16 protein-coding genes are annotated in these 18,907 nt (G+C 69.7%); all 16 read right to left on the bottom strand.

What is annotated here, in order from left to right:
• Positions 1-2: 2 nt before the first annotated feature.
• On the bottom strand, positions 3-9,218 hold the full coding sequence (locus tag C3K08_RS17525) for a hypothetical protein (RefSeq protein ID WP_104992728.1): 9,216 nt from the start codon (positions 9,216-9,218) through the stop codon (positions 3-5).
• A 68-nt stretch (positions 9,219-9,286) separates the two neighbouring features.
• Positions 9,287-10,099 carry a hypothetical protein gene (locus C3K08_RS17520; RefSeq protein WP_158680072.1) on the bottom strand — a complete coding sequence of 271 codons (813 nt, stop codon included), beginning with the start codon at positions 10,097-10,099 and terminating at the stop codon, positions 9,287-9,289.
• A gap of 82 nt (positions 10,100-10,181) precedes the next feature.
• Positions 10,182-10,985, bottom strand: coding sequence for a hypothetical protein (locus C3K08_RS17515; protein ID WP_104992726.1), 804 nt, complete (start codon positions 10,983-10,985; stop codon positions 10,182-10,184).
• Positions 10,986-10,998: 13 nt separating this feature from the next.
• The gene (locus tag C3K08_RS17510; protein ID WP_104992725.1) at positions 10,999-11,424 is read right to left on the bottom strand and encodes a hypothetical protein; all 426 of its coding nucleotides are present in this window, start codon (positions 11,422-11,424) and stop codon (positions 10,999-11,001) included.
• A gap of 29 nt (positions 11,425-11,453) precedes the next feature.
• Positions 11,454-11,819, bottom strand: coding sequence for a hypothetical protein (locus tag C3K08_RS17505; protein WP_104992724.1), 366 nt, complete (start codon positions 11,817-11,819; stop codon positions 11,454-11,456).
• Between the two features lies 1 nt (position 11,820).
• Positions 11,821-12,102 carry a hypothetical protein gene (locus C3K08_RS17500; protein WP_158680071.1) on the bottom strand — a complete coding sequence of 94 codons (282 nt, stop codon included), beginning with the start codon at positions 12,100-12,102 and terminating at the stop codon, positions 11,821-11,823.
• 8 nt (positions 12,103-12,110) lie between these two features.
• Positions 12,111-12,839, bottom strand: a complete 729-nt coding sequence (locus C3K08_RS17495; protein WP_104992722.1) for a hypothetical protein — start codon at positions 12,837-12,839, stop codon at positions 12,111-12,113.
• The gene (locus C3K08_RS17490; protein ID WP_104992721.1) at positions 12,836-13,150 is read right to left on the bottom strand and encodes a hypothetical protein; all 315 of its coding nucleotides are present in this window, start codon (positions 13,148-13,150) and stop codon (positions 12,836-12,838) included. Before C3K08_RS17490 ends, C3K08_RS17495 begins: the two co-directional genes overlap by 4 nt.
• Before the next feature lie 103 nt (positions 13,151-13,253).
• Positions 13,254-13,670, bottom strand: coding sequence for a hypothetical protein (locus C3K08_RS17485; RefSeq protein ID WP_158680070.1), 417 nt, complete (start codon positions 13,668-13,670; stop codon positions 13,254-13,256).
• Entirely contained in the window at positions 13,660-14,112 is a 453-nt protein-coding gene (locus C3K08_RS17480) for a hypothetical protein (protein WP_104992719.1), read from the bottom strand. Before C3K08_RS17480 ends, C3K08_RS17485 begins: the two co-directional genes overlap by 11 nt.
• Positions 14,109-14,504 (bottom strand): hypothetical protein, encoded by a 396-nt coding sequence (locus tag C3K08_RS17475; protein ID WP_158680069.1) that lies wholly within the window; start codon positions 14,502-14,504, stop codon positions 14,109-14,111. The genes C3K08_RS17480 and C3K08_RS17475 overlap by 4 nt, the downstream gene beginning before the upstream one ends.
• A gap of 12 nt (positions 14,505-14,516) precedes the next feature.
• Entirely contained in the window at positions 14,517-14,873 is a 357-nt protein-coding gene (locus tag C3K08_RS17470; RefSeq protein ID WP_104992717.1) for a hypothetical protein, read from the bottom strand.
• A gap of 71 nt (positions 14,874-14,944) precedes the next feature.
• A complete protein-coding gene (locus tag C3K08_RS17465; protein ID WP_104992716.1) occupies positions 14,945-16,039 on the bottom strand; it encodes a hypothetical protein in 1,095 nt (364 codons plus the stop codon).
• Positions 16,040-16,122: 83 nt separating this feature from the next.
• The gene (locus C3K08_RS17460; RefSeq protein ID WP_104992715.1) at positions 16,123-16,476 is read right to left on the bottom strand and encodes a hypothetical protein; all 354 of its coding nucleotides are present in this window, start codon (positions 16,474-16,476) and stop codon (positions 16,123-16,125) included.
• Between the two features lie 50 nt (positions 16,477-16,526).
• Positions 16,527-17,852: a hypothetical protein gene (locus C3K08_RS17455; protein ID WP_104992714.1), complete on the bottom strand. Its 1,326-nt coding sequence runs from the start codon at positions 17,850-17,852 to the stop codon at positions 16,527-16,529.
• Positions 17,849-18,877 carry a hypothetical protein gene (locus C3K08_RS17450; protein ID WP_104992713.1) on the bottom strand — a complete coding sequence of 343 codons (1,029 nt, stop codon included), beginning with the start codon at positions 18,875-18,877 and terminating at the stop codon, positions 17,849-17,851. Before C3K08_RS17450 ends, C3K08_RS17455 begins: the two co-directional genes overlap by 4 nt.
• Positions 18,878-18,907: the final 30 nt, after the last annotated feature.

Raw genomic sequence — 18,907 nt, 5'->3', positions numbered from 1 at the left:
GCTTACCTCGTGAGTCGGGCACGCAGCGTGTCGCGCCGGGGGGGCGGGAGCACGCCGGTGACCATCGTGGTCTGCTGGAACTGGGCCTGCCGGGTCGCGTCGGTGTTCTCGCGGGTGGCCTCGGTGTTGTCCGCGAGTTCGTTTTTCAGGTCCTGATAGGCGGGCAGCAGCGCCTCGTACAGGGGCCGCACCCCGTCCGCGACCGTCCGCACCCCCTCGCGCAGGTCGCGCAGGGCGGCGAGGTCGTCGGCGGTGCCCTGGGTCTTCAGCGCCGCCCGGTACCGCTCGGCGAGCGGGCGCAACTCGTCGGCCACCATCCGGCCCATCTCGGCCTCGACGATGCCCTGGATGGTGGCCTTGGTCAGCTCGCCCTTCCACTTGCGGAAGAAACCGTCGAAATTCTGGGTCTCCAGCCCCTCCATGAACGCGGAGGCCCCCGCGCCCGACCACGCATTGAGGATGCTGTCCTGCTCGTTTTTCAGTTCCTCGGCCCGGCGCCGCGCCTCCTCCGCTTCCCGTTCGGCCAGCTGGCGGCGGCGGTCGGCCAGGAACTCCTCCAGTTCCATCTCGGCCGACTGACGTTCCAGCGCGTGCTCCTGCCGGATCAGGTCGATCTGTTCCTGGGTCAGTTCCTCGTTCTCCAGGGCGGCCTGCATTTCCAGTTCCAGCCGCCGCAGGGTCAGCTCCAATCGGCGGCGGCGGTAGTCCTCCTCGATCTTGTGGCGTTCCTCCTCGGTGGAGGCTCCCATCAGCGCCCGGCGGCGCTCCAGTTCGAGGCCGCGCTCGGCGTTGCCCAGCCGCAGGTCCGCGATCTCCCGCGCCTGCTGCCGGGCACGGTCCAGCACCTGCGCGTCGTACTCGGCCTGGGTCAGCGCGAGCTGGGCCTCGTAGCCCTCGCGGATGGCGGCGATCTGCTCCTGGGTGAGCCCTTCTGCCGCGAGCGCGGCTTCCATCTCGGCCCGAATGCGGGCCAGGGCGAGGTCTAGCTTGCGCCGTTCGTACTCCTCGGTGCCGATCAGCCCCGAGGTGTGGAGGGCCTTGAGCAGCGTTTCCTCGGTGTTGAGGCGCCGGTCCGCGAGGTCGCGGGCGGCCTCCTCCTGGCGGCGGGCCTCCGCCTCCGGGTCGAGGATGCCCTCGATCGCCTGCCCGGTCTCCACCAGGGCGTCCAGCTCCCCGCGCATGCTGGCCACCCCGGCTTTGAAGTCGGCCAGGGCCTGGTTGATCAGGTCCTTGTTCCCGGATTTGAAGGCTTCCATCAACTTCTGGACCAGGGGCCCCAGCAGGGCAGCGACCCCGGCCGAGTTCAGGAAGGCCTCGGTCAGCCCCTGGAACGCGGCGCCCTTGAGGTTGGTGGTGATGCTCTTTTCGAGGATCGAGGCGTCCCCCTTCGCCACGGCCTCGGCGAACCCGCTCTGCACCCCGCTCACGACCGCATTCTCGAAGGAGAGGGCGAGCGTCTTGCCCAGCTCGTCGATCTCTTCGGTGTAGACGTTTTTCGCCCACCACAGGAAGCCCGTCTTCGTGTGGGTGACCTCGCGGGTGCCGTAGCCGTCGGCGTTAAAGCGGAACTGCTTGCCGTACTCCTCGGTCCGCTTGAGCTCGGCGCGGACCTCGGCCATCTGGCGGGCGAAGCCGGTGAAGATGGAGGTGAAGGCGGCGATGGCCGCCCCGACGTAGTCCCCCTTGGCGAGCAGGGTGGCGAAATTGACCACGTCGCTGACCATGCTGCCCAGCGACTCGCCCCAGCCCTGCGCGACCTCCTCCCCCACCCCGCCCAGCACCTGCATGGCCCCGACGAGGCCGGGAATGAGCTGCTGGGCGTAGTTGCCGAACACGTTGATCTGCGAGACTTTGGCCTCGGTCAGCGCGTCCTCGGCGGCCTGCATCCGGCCCAGGGCCGCGATGTACTCGGGGCTGTCCTGGTCGGTGATCTCCGAGAGCTGCTGCCGGGTGAGTTCGAGCTTGCGGGCCAGGGCGGTCTGGAGTGCCCGGTTCCCACTCACCCCACCCGACCGGTCGACCCGCCGCTGGGCCTGCGCGATCTCCCAGTCGGCCTCGTCCAGCGCGATGGAGCGCCGGTCGGTCGCCCCCTGGGTGCGGATGCGGGTGCGCTCCGCTTCCAGGGCGAGGTCGGCGGCCTTGATGCGGTCCGCGTCCCCCTTGGCGTCGGCGACGGCGCGGGCGTGCGCCCGCTCGGCCGCGTCCAGCTCCATCTGCTCGCGGGCCGCCTGGGCATCCCGGGCGCTGAGCTGCCCCAGCGCGATCCGTTCTTCCAGTTTGGCCTGGGCGAGGTTGGCGGCCGCGTCCTCCGCCGCCCGCTGGAGGTCCAGCCGGATGCGGGCGGACTCGGCCGCCGTCTGGGCTTCGATCTGGGCCTTGTCCGCGTTGTAGCGGCGCAGGGCGGCCAGCATGAGGTCCCAGTTGCCTTTCGCGTCCTGCAGTTCCCGGTCGCGCTGAACCTTGCGGGCCTCCAGTTGCAGACGCCCGCTCTCCTCGACGTACTGGAGGTCGCCCACCAGCCCACGGGCTTTGCGAACCTCCAGCCCGGTCTGCTCCTCGTGGAGCAGCGCGTCCTGGGTGGCCCGTGCCCCGTCGATCTGGGCCTGCCGGGCGCGGGCCTGCCGCTGCCCGGTGATCTGGAGTTCGGTCAGGGCGTAGGCGTCGCGGGCGGCCTGGACCTTTGCGGCGTCCTCCCCCGCGTCCTTGATCGCCCGGTCCCGCTGGCGGGCAGCGGCTTCCAGTTGCAGCCGCTCGCGTTCCTGCTGGTGGGCCTCCTCTCCCATCAGCCCCAGGGCCGCCCGGTTGTCCAGGGCCTGGAGTTCCAGCGCGGCGCGGGCGTCTTCGACCTCGCGGGCACGCCGGAGGGTGAGCGCCGCCTGGGCGTCCGCACGGGTCTGCTCGATTCCGATCAGGCGACGCCCGAACGCCGCGCGGGCGGTGGCGATCTCCTCGTTGGTGGCGTCCTCGGCATAGAGGCGGGTTTCCTGGGCTTCCCACTCCATGCTGGCGAGGTCGGCTTGCAGCCGGGCACGCTCCTCGATGACGGCCCCCTCGTCCATCTGGGGGGCGCGGCGTTCGAGGTCGTCGAGCTGGCCCTGCACCACGCCCCGCTGCCCCTCCCAGGTCGCCTCCATCGCCCGGCGGGCACGGGCGGCGGCCTGGTCGCCCAGGGTGGCCAGCGCCGCGTCCACGGCGGCCCGGAGGTTGGCGAGGGCCGGGCTGCTTTTCAGGTCGCGCCCCGCGAGGCTCTCCATCACCCCGGTGAGCACGTCCGTGTCCCCGCTCTGGATCGCCCGACGGGCATTCAGGATCAGGGTGCGGTCCCCCTCGGGCATGGCCAGCGCCTCGCGCAGCTCGTCGGCGGTGCCCCCCGCCGCTTCCAGCGCTGCCGCGAACTCGCGGGCCTGCTCGACCGGCAGGAAGTCCCGGTCCCGCGACACGAAGCCGCCCAGCAATTCGCTGAGGGCCTCCAGGCTGGTCAGGTCCATCCCCTCCAGGTCCAGCCCGGCCTGCATGATCCGGTCGTAGAGAGTGGGCAGGTCCGCGAGGTCATCCAGGGTGGCCTGATCGGGTTTCAGCCCGGTCAGCTGCCGGATGGCCCCCGCCACGGTGCCGATGGCGTCGGCCCGGCCCCGCGCCTGCTCCTCGAAGTCGGCCCCGCTGTTAAACAGGGCCGTGGTGGATTCGGTGATGGTCTGGAGGGTCTGCTCCCGCTGTTCGAGCAGGCCGGTGGCGATGTCCTCCTCGGCGGCGGTGAGGGCCTCGCCGGAGCGGGTCAGCCGGGCGGCGGCCTCGGCCTCCACCTTCCCGATCTGGGCGTAGAAGCGGCTCTGGAGGTTGCCCAGCGCTCCCGTGAGCCAGGTGTCCACCTTCGCGTCCTCGGCGGCGATCCGGGCGGGATCGCCCTTGAAGGTCTCGGCGTTGGTGGTCTTTTTCTGCTGCGCCTGGGCGCGCAGGCTGGCGGCCTCCTCGTTGCGCCGGGCCTCGGCCAGGCGGCGCTGGAGGGCCAGAATCTCGGCCCCCCGCTCGGTCTCGATCCGGAGCTGCTCAGCGAGGTTGCCCTCGGCCGCCGCCAGCTCGCGGTCGCGGGCGGCTTCGGCGTCGGCGAGCCGCCCTTCCAGCCCCTCGCGGGACACGGTGCGCAGGGCGGCCTCGTTCTCGCGGGCGAGTCGCTGCTGCTCCTGTGCGGCGCGGGTCTGCTGCTCGGTGGCCTGCTGCACCGCCTGGGCGGCGTCCTGAGCGCTCTTGCTGACCGCCAGGGAGTAGGCCCGGTAGGCGGCAGAAACCTTGCCGAGCCGCTCAGTCTCGGCGGCGGCGGTCAGGCGGTCGCGCTCCCCCTTCGTCGCCCCCTTGGGGATGGCGTCCAGGCGGGCCTGCTTTTCCTCCTCCGCCTGCCGCTTGGCGGCGACGAGGCGGGTCAGGGCCAGCCGGTCTTCCTGCTCCCGAATCTTGCCCGAGGTCTCCTGAATGACCTGGAGGGTCGCGGCCTCATTCCCCTTGACCGCGGCGAGTCGGGTCTCCTGACTCTGCCGCAGCCGGGTCAGGGCGTCCTCCTCCCGCTGAATCTGCTCCTGCCGCTGCGACTGGTTCATCGCGGCGAGCTGACTGGTCACCTCCTTTTCGGTCTGTACCCGCTGCTCGGCCGCCTGCTTGTTCTTGGCCTGCACAGCGGCGGTCGCGCTGTTGATGCGCTCGGCGGACGCGCTGTAGAGGGCCGAGAGCCGGGTGTTGAAGGTGGTCTCGGCGGTGGTGATGGCCGAGGTCTCGGTGCTGGCAATCTTGGCGAGGAGGTCCTTGGGCTCCTTCCCCTTGCCGTACTCGGCGGTCAGCTTGCCCCGCTCGGCGGTGGCGGTGGCGCGGGCCGCGCTGACCGCTGCGTCGCGCTGGGCCTCCAGCACGCGCTTCTGGGCAGCGAGCACCTTCGGTCCCAGTTCCTGCTCGACCCGGAGCCGCTCGGCCGCATTGTTCTTGTGGGCTGCCAGCTCAGTGTCGAGGGCCTGCTGGAGCTTGTCCACGGTGGCCTGGGCCTGGGTCAACCGACCGGCCGCGAGGTCAGCGTTCAGGCGGCGCTCCAGCTCGGCCCGCTGGGTGGCCCGCTGCTGGGCTTCCTGGGTGGCCGCCTCGCCCGCCGAGCGTTCGGCCGCGGTCTGGGATTGCCGGGCCTTCCGCCGTTCGGCCTCGGCTTCGCGGTAGGCCTCGCGGACGGCCGCCACACGGGTCTTCTCGATCGCGTCGAGGTCGGCCCCAGGGAGCTTCTTCGCCTCGTCGGCGACCCGCTGGGCCTCACGGATGCGCTGACCCCGCCGGGCATTGATGAGCCGGTCCTCGGCCGCGAGGATGGCCGGTCCCGTCTCGGCGATGATTTTCGCCCGCTTGGCCGCGTCGTCTTTGGCCAGAGCGATGGCTTCGGCCTGGTCCGCCTTCAGCCGGTCCAGATACCGCTGGGCGTCCCCGATCCGGCCCTGCTCCAGGGCCTTGGCGAGGTCGGCACGGGTCTTTGCCCGGTTCTGGGCGCGGGTGGTCTCGTCGCGGTCAGCAGCGTCGGCATTTTGCTGCCGGGTCTTGTACGCGGCGCCCTCTGCCGTGAACACGGCCTTTCGGGCCTCGCTTTCCCCGATCCAGGCATCCACACGGGCCTGTGCTGCCGTAGCGGCCGCACTGCTACCCGACTTTTCGGCCTTCTCCAGGTCCTTGTAGAGCCGGAGTGCCTCGCTGCCCCACTGGCGCAGATCGGCGCTGGTGGCGATGTAAGTGCCGGAGGTCTTGACCCCTTGTTTCTGGAGGGCGTCCAGCGCCTCGGCATTGCCCTCGCTGGCCTTGCGGAAACCGTCCAGTTCGCGCTTGGCCTTGATCACCGCCTGGGTGAGGGGGACACTGCCGGGGTCCTTTTTCAGGGCCGCCTGCGCCTTCTCCAGGGCGGCGGTGAACCGCTGGGCCTGAATGATCTGTTCGGCCGTGACAGGAGCGGGAGGCCTGTTCGAGCCGCCGGTGGTGGTCTGGCTCCCACTCCCCGTACGCTCGGTCACGCCTGCCGCCCGGCCGAGGTCTGCCGCGCTGATATAGCCCGAGACGCGCCCCAGGCTGCCAATGGCGACATTGCCCACCGGGTTGACCCGACCTGCGTCCAGGGCCTCGCCCGAGGCGATTCCCCCCGGCCCGAAGCGCCCGCCGTTTTGCTGGTAGGTCACGCGGTTGTTCCCGCGCACCATTCCTCCACCGATATAGATGCCGGTGTGGTTCTGGCCGTTCTCGGTGTAAAACACCACGTCACCCGGCTTGAGGTTCTGCACTCCGGTGTAGGGGCGCAGCAACCCGGCGTTTTTGGCCCCCGCCGCTGCATCCCGCGCATCTATGTCGCGGTCGCCATCCCGGTCGGCTTGGAACAGCTTGTTGACGTAGGAGGTCACCCGCTGATCGGCTTTCCCGAGAGTCAGCCTGACCCACTGGGCGCAATAGTTGACCACCTCGTCGGCGGTGCGGACCCCCGTCTTCTGAAGCTGCGCGGCCGTCCGGGCGACGGCGGATTGAAACTCGGTCGAGTTGGTAGGGCTGTCGTAGACATCTGTTGCTGCGTTACCCCCTCGCTCCGGCCCCTGCACCCGTGCCCGCTGACTCACGGCGGCCTGAATCGCGCCCAGCTGGGCGCCCAACTGCCCGATGGCCTGCGCCGTGTTCCGGTCGTTGAACCCAGCCACACCGGGGAGGCCCAGGTTCTCCCACATGGCACTGTTCTGTGCCCCCCGGTTGGCTTGCGCCTGAATCCGCGTCAGGAGGTCCTTGACCTGCTTAAGTTCGGCGGGGGTCAGGTCCGATTGCCGGAGACCGGTCTGTTCCAGCCAGGAGTCGAGGTCGTAGGCTTCGGCTCCATAGGCGGCCTTCCCCTCGCCCATCTTCTTGAGTTCAGCGTTGATCTCGACGAGCTTGTTCAGGAAGTCGGTCGACCAGGTCAGCGCCGAGGTGAGCATGGGCAGGACACCCGTGCTGAAGCTGATCTGGGCACGCTCCCAGGCGACGCTGAAGGCCTTGGCGTTCTCGACCGCCGTGTCCTTGAGCTTGACCACATCCCGGTCAACGGCGCCCGTGCTCTCGCGCACGTCTTGCAGGATGCCGTCCGTGTCAGAGAGGCCCCCGTTGAGCAGCCCCAGCACCGCTTGGAGGCCCCCCACGTCGCCGATCATGGTGGCGAGCGCCTCGGAGTTGTCCCCCACGCCGCGCCCGAGCTGATCGAGGAATTTGACCAGTCCCATGCTCTTGAGCGCTGCGGCGTTGAACTTGACTCCGAGGTCGTCGGCGGTCGCGGCCGCTTCCTTGCTGGGCTTCTGCACGTTGCTCAGGGCTGAGCGGATGTACTCCAGCGCGGTGCTGGCCGGGATGCCCCGGGTGGTCAGCAGGGCCATTGCCGAGAGCAGTTCGTCGAGCGGCACGCCCAGGGCCTTGGCCTGGCCTGCCGTCGCGCCCAGACTGCCCGCCGCCTGATCGAGACTGACCTTACCGGCCTTGATGCTGGCCCACAGCATGTCGCTGACCTGCGCGGCCTGCGAGGCGTCCATTTCGTAGGCATTGAGGATGCTCGTGAGGGCGTCCGCAGCCACCTTCACTTCGGTGCGGGCCACCTTGGACAGGCTGGCGCTGGTGCGGAGAAAGCGCAGGACGGCCGCGTCGTCATCGGTGCCCCGAACGGATGCGCCGAGGATTTCCTCGTACCCCGCCTTCAACTCGCCGAAGCTGCGGTTCACGTCGACGGTCATCTTCAGGATGGCCTGACCCGTCTCGCCCATCTGTTCGGGCAGCTTGTTCGTCAGCAGGCTCATTTCGGCCAGCCCGTGTTCGAACTCGGCCGCCTTCTTCGCGCCGTTCACGAACCCCACGCCGAGGGCGCCGACGGCCAGCGCGGTGCCACCGATCAGGGCGGTCGTGAGGGCCGCCTGCGCCGCCACCTTGCCCAGCCCCGCCTGCGCCGATTGCATGGCCGGGACGACGGCCACTCCGCCCATCCCGCCGCCGCTTACCCCTGGGGTGTTGAGCGCTGGTGCCCCGTTGGTCTCAGCCGCGTTGGCGAGTTGCTTGGCGGCGGCCGCGACCTCGGCCTTCTTGCTCAGGAGCCCGTCCGCGAGGCCTTCCCCGGCGAACGCCCCCACGCGGTGCATGACGCGGGAGGGACTGTGGATGTCGAGTTCTTCCTCGGCTCCATCCTTGACGGCCTTCGCCGTGTTCATGGCCGCGCGCTTGACCTGCTCGCGTTGGGCGCCCAGGCCCTTGGTCAGCCCCAGGCCCGCGTCGCGCCCCACGTCCTGTGCGCCCTCGCGGGCGGCTTCCTGAGCCGCGGCCATCCCAGCGTTGACCACCTGCTCCAGCAGTTGACCGAACGGCCCGAGGTTGCCCAGCGCCTGCACGATCCCCTGGCTGATGCCCGCAGCAAACCCGCCGGGGGTGTTGATCCCCTGGGCCTGATCGATGTTCCGCTGAGCCCCGGCCGCCACCTGGGTCAGGCGGCGATAGGCGTCCGAGGTCTTGTCCACCGCAGCGGCTTGCAGCAGGGCCTGCTCGTGGATACGGCGTTGCGCCGCGATGACCTCGTCGGTGCCGAGCTGCCGGGCCTGCCACAGCGCCCGGTACGCCCGCATTTCGTTCTCCAGCCCACCAATGCTCTGCTGGGTGCGGATCTTGTCCTCACGGGCCGCCTGGAGGGAGAGCTTCGCGCTGAGCGCGATCTGGGCCGACTGCGCCCGCAGAGAGGCGGTCAGGGCGTCGTGCTCAGCCTTGGCAGCGCGGGCAGCGGCAGCTTGCTCGCGGGACGCTGCCACGGTGCTCTGCGTGCCCCCTCCCCCCAGACGGACGGGGAGGTTCAAGTCGCCCTTGATCGAGGAGGTCACCACTTTCAGCGCGTTCAGCTCTTGGGTGGCCTCCGCAACCCCGACGACGTTGAGCTTCATGGTGATGGCCTTGTCGTTCAGCCCCTGGAGGCGGTCCGCCTGGCGCTTGAGCCCGGCATCGTCCAGCTTGACGCGCAGACTGAGGGTCAGGGCCTGCGTCGCGTCCCCGCGCAACGAGGCGAGCGCCTGCCGCGTCTCCTGCTTGGCCAGCTTGGTGTCCACACGCAGGGTGAGGCTGAGCTGGGTTTGCCCGGCGTCGCGGAGGAGCTGCTGCCGATCGCGCTGGAAACCGCTGCGGTCAATGCCCGTCGTGGCGGTGAGGTGGCCGAGAGAGCGTTTGGTCATGGGGGTGCACCGCCTTTCAGGGCATGAAAAAACCGCCCCGGAGGGCGGCTGTAAGGGTCTGAGTCAGATCATTCCGGGAATTGAGCGTCGATGGGCTCCCCGAAAAGAACACCGAAGGTGAGTTGGCAGTTGCCGGAGCGGCCTCCGGTGTCCACCAAGACCTCAAAGGGGCTGGACTCGCCCGAGCGAAGCAGCTTGAAGTCAATGAGGGACTCCTCTTTGGCCAGAATCCCCTTGTCGTCGCTCATCACCGCATAGGCGGCGACATTCTCCAGCGGACCACTTGACTGATTCTCGACCTCGCCGATAAACCGGACGTAGTCGCCATCCGTTTCGCAGCGCCAGGAGTTGACTTTCAGCGGGGGGCGAAGCGCCGCCGCTTCATCTTCGAGGGCCGAAGAAGGCCGGGCGCCGGATGCCAGAACCGCTTCAATGTCCTCGATTGTGTAACCTTGGCCAGCTTCTATGGCAAACTCTGCCGGTTTGGTACTGATGCAGGTCAGATCGGCGACCTGGTCGCCATTTCCGATGAAGGCAGGAAGTTCGTAGCCTTCTGTGGTCCTGACAATGGTGGGGCCATCCCCCTCAAAAAGGAGGCAGGTTTGCCGCCGAAACTGCTTGTAAATTTGGTTTTCGCAAGCGAGCTTCATATCCCCTGGCGTCCCCACCCAACCCATTTTCTCAGTCGAGGTGTAGGGAGGTTCGCTGGCAGGTTCCGGCGTCTCGCTGACGCTCTCCGGCTCTCCCGGTTCGGCGGCCGATGCAGGAGGGGGCGCTGCCTGTTGCTCTTCCGCAACCGCTTTACCCTGATCACTTCCTGTGTCCTCTCCGGGCTGACACCCAGTCAGGACAAGTAGGGCAAGCACGGCAAGACGCTTCATGGGGCAACGTTACAACGTCCCTACCAAGACGAGCCGCTGATTTGAGGGCAGCTCACATCGCCGCTTCCACCCACCCCCAGATTCAGAACGGAAGCTGACGGAGCAACTCGGCCCCCCGCTCCAAGACGGGGTAGACCTTCTGCCCGACGTCCACCAGCCTCCCGACTGTCTCCGCGATATCCACAGAGCGCCGAAAGACCTCGACCCCGTCCTGATGCTGTGGTCCTGTCGTAGGCGTGATGGCCGCACGAACCGACTGCCCCAGGAGGCGGTCGAGTTCATCGACCACGAGATCGGAACCCACGATATTCACGCGGGTCATCTCCATGCGCAGGAGCCCCAGTGTCCGCAGCAGCGCGTCCTTTAGGCGATCGTCGAGCCTGGATTCCTGAACGAATCGCACGAGGTCATCCAGCCTCTCGATCACCGCGTTAATTTCCTGGTTACTGATCATGGTTTCCTCTCCCAAATGAGCGAGGTTGTCAGACAACAGCTTGAGCCTCTCGACTGGATCGGACTGCAAGGCGGCCGCCACATTCGCAGCGATGGACTGGACCGTATTGGCTCGAAAGACCTTGGTGATGGTGTAAATAACGCCCTGGTTCCTCGCCAGTGCCTTGGGCGGGGATTTCTCCGTCACAAAGCCCTCTGCCTTGGCACACATGATGAGGAGCGTTCGGTAGTCGGCAAGCTGTTCTTCGAGAGTGAACGTCCGTTCCTCGGAGGAGCGGCCCAGGCAAGCACAGACGGCATATCCGAAGAGGACGTGCCCATCCGTTCGCACCGCCACGCCGGGCCTTTTGGAAAAAGCGTTCTGCCTGACGCACTGCACAAAGTCCAGCACGCGGACAACCGGGTCAACTTGGGCCACGTCTTCCGTAGTCATGAGGAGGTTCAGGCTACATCGCCGCCTCCACCCGCCCCCAGATCCGGCACAGCGGCAGCCCCTCCGCGCTCGCCCCCCACGAGGACCACGCCGGGCCGACCAGCAGCCCCGCCGCGAGGGCCTCTCCCAGCCCCTTCGCCACTCCGGGCGCGACCGGGTAGGGCGTGTGCGGACTGGGCATCTGGCTGGCCACCGTGCCGTCCAGGCTGGTGTACGGGTCGGGGACGGAGAGGCGCTCCCCGGACTGGAGAATCCGGTCGGCGACCTCACCCGCGTTGCCAGCAAACGCCAGCATGGCGAGCTGCCCGGTGGTCGCGGCCCGCGCAAAGGCCCGCTGCTCCCCGGCCCGCCAGCGTTCGTAGACGGCCCACACCTGATCCAGAGGCGTGCCGTACCAGTCGCGCAGCGGGTCCACATGCGCCTGGAGGTCGCTGAACACCTGGGGGAGATCGGTACGGACTTTTTTGGTCAGGGGCTGTCCGCTTCCCCCACCGGCTCCCCCTTGCCGCCCCCGATCAGGTCGTTGACCCACCCGTAGAAGTCGGCGGGGTTGAGCACCTGCGCCACTTCCTCCACGCTGCCTGGCCCCTTGGCCCCCAGCCGCCGCGAGAGCAGCTCGAAGGCCGCCTCGCACTCGGCGCGGCGCTTGCGGGTGCGGAACTCCGGGGTGTCGTCCTCGGGGTCTTCCAGGGTGGGGATGGCGTCGATCAGGTCCATCTCCCGGAAGCTCAGGGAGAGGTAGGGAATGGCGAGTGGCCCCATGTGGTACGCGAACGTGCGGTCGGGCTGACCCAGCACGGCGAGCGCGGTGCGGGTTCTATCCGTCTGGGTCATATCAAATGGCCTTGGCCTTTCTGGTGTTGGTGAGGGTCAGCCCCTGGTGCAGCCGGTGCCCGGCCTCACAGCAGGGCAGCCGGACGCGCATGCCGCCACGCTTCACGCGCCAGCCCTCGCCATGCCGCTCCATCTCCCGCAGCGTCTCCGAGCGGGCGGTGACGGGGTAGAGGGTCGAGTAGGCGGGGGCGGTGATCCGGGGACCTTGAAACTCGGGGGCGTAGAGAAGCAGGAGGGGCCGGGTGGCCCCCCTGCGTCCGAACGCCAAAAGATTGGCGCTCACGGCCCGACTCAGCGCCCGATGGGCGTCCAGGTGGGGTTCGCGTCGTTGAGGTCGGCGTCGTACATATCGCCCGAGAGGTTCATGGTGAACTCCCAGCGCTGGGACTGGCTGGGCGCGGCGGTGGGCTTCCCGGCTACATTGACCGTGGCGAGGATGGCGTAGCCGTCGGCGGTCTTCAGCACGATGCGGACCTTGTTGTTGGGGCTGAGGCGGCGCCCCAGGTTCTTCAGCCGCTGCACCACGGGGTCGGTGATGCCCGCGACCGTGCGGACCGTCATGGTGAGGTCCTTGCCGTTGACCACGCGGATGGGCGTGGTGCGGCCGTGAACCTGGATCGTCTCTTCGCTGCTGGGCATGTCGGGGTTGAACTGCTCGCCCAGCGGCACCTCGGTCAGGGTGCCGTCGGTCGTGGCCCGCGCGTTCTGGGCCAGCGGCCCGGTCAGCGCGGCCACGGTGAGCTGGGTGGCCCCGGCGGCGGCAGGCTCGGTCACGGTGACGTCCACCCCGCCGAAGTCCAGCACCGCGTTGTCGGCGATGGGCGCGTTCAGGGCGGCGACGGCGAGGGTGGTGGCCCCGGTCGCGGCGGCGGCGGTCGTGGTCACGGTCGCGGGTTCGCGGATCGCGTCGGCCTCGGCGTCCACCAGGTAGAGGTGCCAGTCGTTCCCGCTGTAGGTGTTGGGAGTGTTGTCGGCGGGCAGGGCTTCGGGGAGGGCCTTCTGGGTGCTGGGTCCGGTCATGGTCTGACTCCTTGCTGGTAGCGGAGATAGAAGCGAATGTGCGCGTAGTGCTGGCGGGTCTGGCTGTCGAGCGTGGGGGGCAGGTCATCGGCGCTGGTGCAGTCGACGACCTGCAGGCCAGGGTGACGGTCCACCTCGCGGGCACGGTGGTGCAGCCAGGCGAGGAGGATGGCGAGTTGATTGCGCCCCGCCAGGGTCGGGGCCGCCCCGTAGAGGCCCACCAGAATGGGGCGGAGGCGGACCTGCCCGGTGGTCGTGGTCACGTCCGCGCTGCCCTGCTGGTCCTGCGTGACCGCGTAGATCGTGCCCACGGGGGGCAGGGGGTCGGGCGGCGCGTTGCTGAGAACCTGCCCGGCGGTGTCCCGCCCGAGCTTGATCCCCAGGTCGTAGAGAAGCTGGTCGAGGGTCAGAGGCTTACCTCCCGAGGGTGGAGTCCAGGGCGTCCCAGATCGCCCGGTGCGCCTCCGGGTCGCCCAGCAGCTTGCTGAGCCAGGGCCGGGCGCCGTGCGGGGTCTTCCGGTCGATGGGCGAGCCTTCCGGCTTGGGGTACTCCAGCGCCCAGGCCTCGTCGGGCGCGTTGAAGCTCCCGAAGTGCCACTCGCTTCCCAGCCGCCGGGCGTCCAGCGACTCGATCAGGGCGCGGGACTGGACCACCGGGTACTGACCTGGCGCGGAGCTGGTGTTGGGCAGCCCCGGCCACTTCTGCCCGGTCCCGGCCCGGTCCATGACGTTGACGAGGTAGGCCACGGCCGCCTTCGCCATCGCCTCGTCCGCGCGGTCGAACAGCGCGTCCATCTCGCGGTCGAAGGCCGGGTCGAGATCAAACGGCATGGCGGGCACCCGGTGCCCGGCACAGCAGCCGCCAGGCGACCCGCACGGTGCCGAGGTCCTCGGCGTCGCCGATCACCTCCAGCGGCAGGGGCGCGGGCAGGCCGCCGCCCGTGAGCACCAGGCTGAACCCCGGCTCGTCGAGCGGGGCGGAGTGGTGCACCAGCACCTCCCACACGGGGACGGGGAGGTCCGAGCCGATGCCCTTTTCCTGGCGCTCGCGGGTGCCGAGCTGGTAACCATAGGCGGGGTAGGCGGCGCCCTGGCCCTGCGGGGCGACGGAGGACGGGGGCGCGAGGACCAGACCGCCGGAGAGGTCCACGTCGGGCGGGGGGGCGTCGGGGACGGGGGCGGTGCGGAGGACCTGCACGGACTGGCCCAGGGCCTCGAACACTTCATCCAGCTCGGGGCGGGTCAGTTCCTGGATGTCGGCGGTGGTGATCACCTGGCCACCCCTGAGAAGGCGCCGCGCAGGGGCCGAGCAGGCACCGCCAGCGCCAACAATTGCCCCGCCAGCACCTCCCATTCCGTCTGAGCCACCTGCGCCTGCCCATGCGCATCCCGGGCCGCGAGGGTGACCTCGATGGGGCCGACCTTGATCTTGGAAGCCCCCGCCTTCCCGGACAGCCCGATCACCCCCCCGATTCCGGCTTTCAAGGCCAGACTCTTGGCGGCGATCGCGGTGCGGGCCGCAACTTCCGCATCGCCGGTCAGCGCGCCCAGGTCCACCCGCCGCGCCGCGAGTTCCCCCCGCGCCCAGAGGGTGGCCAGCGTGAGGTGCTGCTGTTCCGGCTGGGGCGCCCCGGGCAGCAGCTGCGGCACCTGCTCAGGCGTCACCGGGTCCACGGGTTACCCCGCTTCGACGAGTTCTTCGCTGCGCAGCTTCTCGCGCACGAACGCCGTGTGCGGCACCGACACCGCGTCCTTGCCGATCACGGCCCGGCTGTCGGGGTCGGTGAATTCCCCGCCGTAGGCCGCGATGGCCGCGTTCACGCGCACCTTGATCTGCTTCTCGCCGGAAGTCTTGGGAGCCGTGGACGTGCTCCCGCCGGTGAACTCGGTCAGCTTCGCCTGGAAGTCGGTCAGGCCCTCTTCTCCCTTCTGGGCGAGGGGCAGCAGTTCGTCGAGCTGCTTTTGCGTCAGGGAGTCGGGGACATCCTGACCGTTGGCGGCCTTGATGTCCGAGATGGTGTCTGTTTTTGCCATGAGGGGCTCCTTTCCGCCCGCCGCAGGGGGCGAGCGGACGTCAGGGGAGGGGGGCGGAGGGCCGCCGGGCTTTAGGCGTGGGCCTTGGTGCGGAAGGCCTGCACGTCGGGCTTGGCGTAGCCGACGTTCTCGCTGATCGCCACGTTCTCGAACTGGCTGGTGATCAGGCGCTCGCTTTCCACGATCTCGCTGCCGTTCTCGTAGAACTCCTCCAGGCCGTTGGCGGTGTCGATGCCCAGCAGCTTCTTGCTGCCCTGCAGCGCGCTGTCGGCCATCGCCAGGCGGGGCGCCATGCCCAGGATGCGCGGCCACACCCCGTTGTCGCGGAAGTCCGCGCCCGCCGCCGTGGCCGCTGCCCCGGTGAACGTGTCGAGGTTGAGCACCGCCGCGAGGTCGGCCGTGTCCGCCGTGATCACCCCGAACTGCACCCCGTTGGCGAGGCCGTCCATCTGGAGGGCGATGATGTCCGCCAGGGTGAAGGTGTTTCCGGCCGCCGCCGCGCTCGCGGGCGCAGGGTTGCTGTTGCCGTCGCCGTTGAGCGCGACGTTGAGGCCCTGCTTGACCTTGCGCCGGGCCTGGGCACGGCTGATCTTGCCGATGTAGCGGCTGAGGATGGGCAGCTTGGTGCGCCGCACCGCCTCGTAGCTCATGCGCAGCACGCCGCCGTACTTGTAGGCGTTCACCGCCTTCTCGCTGAGCTTGATGGTGTACACGGGCATCTCGCCCAGTTCCGCCACGCGCCCGAATTCGAGGTCCTTCTCCTGCCCGGCGGTGATCACGCCGGTCCGGTAGGCCGCCCCGTCGATCCCGACCCGGACGCTCACCAGGTCGCTGATCTGCAGCACGTTCACCGCGTCGCGCTCGGCGTCGCGGTACTCGCGCACCACGAACTCCGGGAAGAGCACGCGGTTGTTGGGGTTGCTCAGGAAAGCGTCCCCGGTCTGCGCGAACTCGCCCTTGGTGCGGACCCCGGCGGCGGCGAGCAGCTGCTTGAAGGCGTCCACCGGCTCGCCCGCGCTGTTGCGGGCGTCGGGGCGCACGAGGTCCTCGGCGATGTCGCCCTTGCGGGACAGCTCGTTGAGGTACTGGCTGAGGGTCAGGCCCTGGCGAGCGGCGTCCTGGTAGAGGCCGATCTCCAGCTGGCCCAGTTTGGTGATCTTGGTCATGCGGGGGCTCCTTGTGGGGCACGAAAAAACCCGCCCGGGGGCGGGGGTCTGAGGCGGGCGAAGGGCGGCGGGGGCGGCGGGCCTCAGCCCAGGTCGATCGCGGCGAGGCCTTCCGTGGCGTCCACGCCCAGCACCTGGCACTCGCGGCCCGCAGCAGCGACCTTGGCCTTGCCCGCGCCGTCCACGCCCACCTTCTGGCGACCGAACACGGCGGCGCCGGTCCAGGGCACGACGATCACGCCGCGCGTGAAGACGGTGCCCTTCCCGTCGGCTTCGCTGCTCACGCACTTGCCGAGCAGGGGGGCGTCGGCCGCGCCCCGCCCGGCCGCTCCGGCGGCCGTCTGGGCGACCGCGTCGCCGATCGCGGCGCCCGCGTCGAGGGTGAAGGTGAGGCCGGTGTTGTGCTGCCCGGCGTATTCGACTCCGTTGAATTTCATGCTGTCTCCTGGGGGGTGGGCGAGAAGGCGTCAGGCCGGGGGATGGGCGTTCAGACCGCGTCGAGGTCCGCGGGGGCCTGCCGCGCGGAGGCGGCGTCCGTAGGGGCGTCCTGGCTGAGGCGGCCGCCGGGGAGGCCCGCGTCGCGCTGGGCCGTGAGGCGCTGGACCTCGTCGCGGATGTCCACGAGGTCCAGCCGCCCGAAGGCCTTCTTCGCGCGGTCGGCGGCGGCGCGGCCCTGTTCGTCGTTGCCGTTCACCGCCAGGGAGAGGCGGTGCAGTTCCGTGAGCAGGTCCTCGCGGTACTGGCGGCCATCGCTGGCCTCCTGCGCGAGCTGCTGCAGCCGCGCGTCGGTCACGTCCTTGGGCTCCAGGCCCAGGGCCGCCGCGTGGGCCTCCAGGCGAGCCTGGGCGCCGCGCGTCTGGGCACCCTCGATCTGGCCGTCGAGCAGGGCCTGGGCGTCGGTGGGGGTGGCGTCGATCTCCTTGACCGAGCCGTCGGGCAGTTTGAGGCGGAGCTTCACGCTTTCCTCTCCTTTCGTGTCCGCCGTGCTCGGCGGGGCAGGGGGCGTGCCCTCACCCGGGTGGGCAGGGGCCTTCTCGAACACGGCCTGCAGGTCCTTGCTGGCCGCGAGCTGGAAGCGGGTCTGGGGAGCGGGCGCGCTGATGCGGCCCGCGCTGGCGGCGAGGATGTTGGGGCTGGCCGCATCGCCACCCACCTTGGTGCCGGGGTAGGCCCCGCGGTAGACGAGGCTGCCCTCGCTGAACTGCACGTTGCCGGTGGTCCAGATGAAGCACAGCCGGGTGGTCACGGCCCCCGTCTCGGGGTCGGTGATGTCGTAGGTGCGCCCCGCGTAGTAGGGACTCGACCAGTAGCTGCCCCCAGTGATCGAGCAGACCGCGTTCTCGTACCAGTAGCCGATGCTGGCCTCGTTGATAACGCCGCCGTCGATCAGGCTGACCAGGCGCTGGCCCTCCTCGTCGTTGAGGACGTACATCCAGGTGTCCAGCCACAGCTCCTGCTGCGGCTCGCCGAGGTCCGGCGTCGGGGCGTAGTCCCCCTCGGTCACCGCGGCCGCGTAGAAGCTGCCCAGCGGCGTGTTGTCGGTAACGTGGGCGCTCAGCGCCGGTCCCCCGGCATCGTTGATCTGCGCCGCGAGCAGGCGCAGGTCCGGGTCGGGGCAGCGGGTGTAGTAACTGGTCAGGCGGTTGCCGAAGAGGCGCACCGGGCGCACCAGCACCTGCTCAGCGGTGAGGTTGGGTTTGCCCCGCTTGGCCTGCAGGGCGTTGATGCGGTCGAGGTGGCCGTCGGGCAAAGCGGCGCTCGCCCCGGCCGTGAGGGTCAGGGCGAGCGAGAAGGCCGCGCGGTGCTTGCTCATGGGGGGTCTCCTTGCGGGGGGGTGGGGGCGAGGGCGCCTCCGGGCTGCCACCAGTCCGGTGCCCGCTCGGCGTCGCCCTCCACCACGTCGAACTCGCGCATGGCGGCGGGTGCCCAGGCGGGGCCGAACAGGGCCGCGAGTCGGGTGTGAGCCTCGGCGCGGCGCAGCAGCGCGGTCGCCTCGTCGAGTTGGAAGGGGCTGACCGGCGGCGTGAAGCGCACCCAGGCCTGGGCCGGGATGCCCCGCAGGCTGAGGTGGAGGTTGGCGCCGAACTCGAGTTGCCGGGCGAGCGTCTGGTTGATGCTCGCCGCCTGCGCGTGAAGGATGGGCACCGTCATCTGGGCCAGGGCCTGGGTCGTCGAGTCCATCTCGCCGCGCATGAAGGGCAGGGTGCGCAGGGCGTTCCACACGCGCTTCTGGTTGCCCTTGGTGATCTCGGGGGCACCGGCCGCCGTCTGGTTGATGGGCACGACCGAGATGTCGGTCTTGTCCGGCCCGATGTACACCCCGCTCTCGCTGCTGCTGACGATGGTGTCGGCCACGTTCGAGAAGAACTCGGCCACCGCGTCCGGGTAGGCGGGGTCCGCCTCGCTGGTGCAGCCCAGTTCCTGGGGGGTGGGGATGGGCACCTTGGCCTGCACCAGGGCGCTGCGGGCCATCAGGTTGATGACGCGCTGCTCGGCGTCCGAGAGCTGCCGCTTGCGGTCCAGGGCGAAGAGGGCCGCGACGAAGAGCGGCACCCCGTAGGGACTGCGGCCGGTGGTGCGGGGGGCGGCGTAGAGGTAGGTGCGCGGGTTGAGGGTCACGTAGTTGCCGGGGGCGAACTGCTGGTAGACCAGCGCCTGGGTGCCGGGGTCGCGCCGGATGCGGACCTCCTCGGCGGGCACCACCACGACGCCCGCCACCCCCCGGCGGCTGCGCTCCGGGTACCACTCGCAGCTGCTGGCCCCGGCGAGGGCGATCTCCCCCACCTGGTTGCTGATCAGGCCCTGGAGCCCGCCGCCCTCCGGGAAGAGACGCAGCATCCGGGGTCACCTGAGAGCCGGAACAGCGGA

Origin of the sequence: Deinococcus sp. NW-56 (assembly GCF_002953415.1) — a bacterium.
GTDB lineage: Bacteria > Deinococcota > Deinococci > Deinococcales > Deinococcaceae > Deinococcus.
Note: the sequence above shows the minus strand (reverse complement) of the source record. Positions and strands in the feature narration are given on the sequence as shown.

What these genes read in the sequence shown, in the direction of transcription:
- C3K08_RS17525 (WP_104992728.1), bottom strand. Translation starts at nt 9,218, where the DNA reads ATGACCAAACGCTCTCTCGGCCACCTCACCGCCACGACGGGCATTGAC.
- C3K08_RS17520 (WP_158680072.1), bottom strand. Translation starts at nt 10,099, where the DNA reads ATGAAGCGTCTTGCCGTGCTTGCCCTACTTGTCCTGACTGGGTGTCAG.
- C3K08_RS17515 (WP_104992726.1), bottom strand. Translation starts at nt 10,985, where the DNA reads ATGACTACGGAAGACGTGGCCCAAGTTGACCCGGTTGTCCGCGTGCTG.
- C3K08_RS17505 (WP_104992724.1), bottom strand. Translation starts at nt 11,819, where the DNA reads ATGACCCAGACGGATAGAACCCGCACCGCGCTCGCCGTGCTGGGTCAG.
- C3K08_RS17495 (WP_104992722.1), bottom strand. Translation starts at nt 12,839, where the DNA reads ATGACCGGACCCAGCACCCAGAAGGCCCTCCCCGAAGCCCTGCCCGCC.
- C3K08_RS17485 (WP_158680070.1), bottom strand. Translation starts at nt 13,670, where the DNA reads ATGCCGTTTGATCTCGACCCGGCCTTCGACCGCGAGATGGACGCGCTG.
- C3K08_RS17470 (WP_104992717.1), bottom strand. Translation starts at nt 14,873, where the DNA reads ATGGCAAAAACAGACACCATCTCGGACATCAAGGCCGCCAACGGTCAG.
- C3K08_RS17465 (WP_104992716.1), bottom strand. Translation starts at nt 16,039, where the DNA reads ATGACCAAGATCACCAAACTGGGCCAGCTGGAGATCGGCCTCTACCAG.
- C3K08_RS17460 (WP_104992715.1), bottom strand. Translation starts at nt 16,476, where the DNA reads ATGAAATTCAACGGAGTCGAATACGCCGGGCAGCACAACACCGGCCTC.
- C3K08_RS17455 (WP_104992714.1), bottom strand. Translation starts at nt 17,852, where the DNA reads ATGAGCAAGCACCGCGCGGCCTTCTCGCTCGCCCTGACCCTCACGGCC.
- C3K08_RS17450 (WP_104992713.1), bottom strand. Translation starts at nt 18,877, where the DNA reads ATGCTGCGTCTCTTCCCGGAGGGCGGCGGGCTCCAGGGCCTGATCAGC.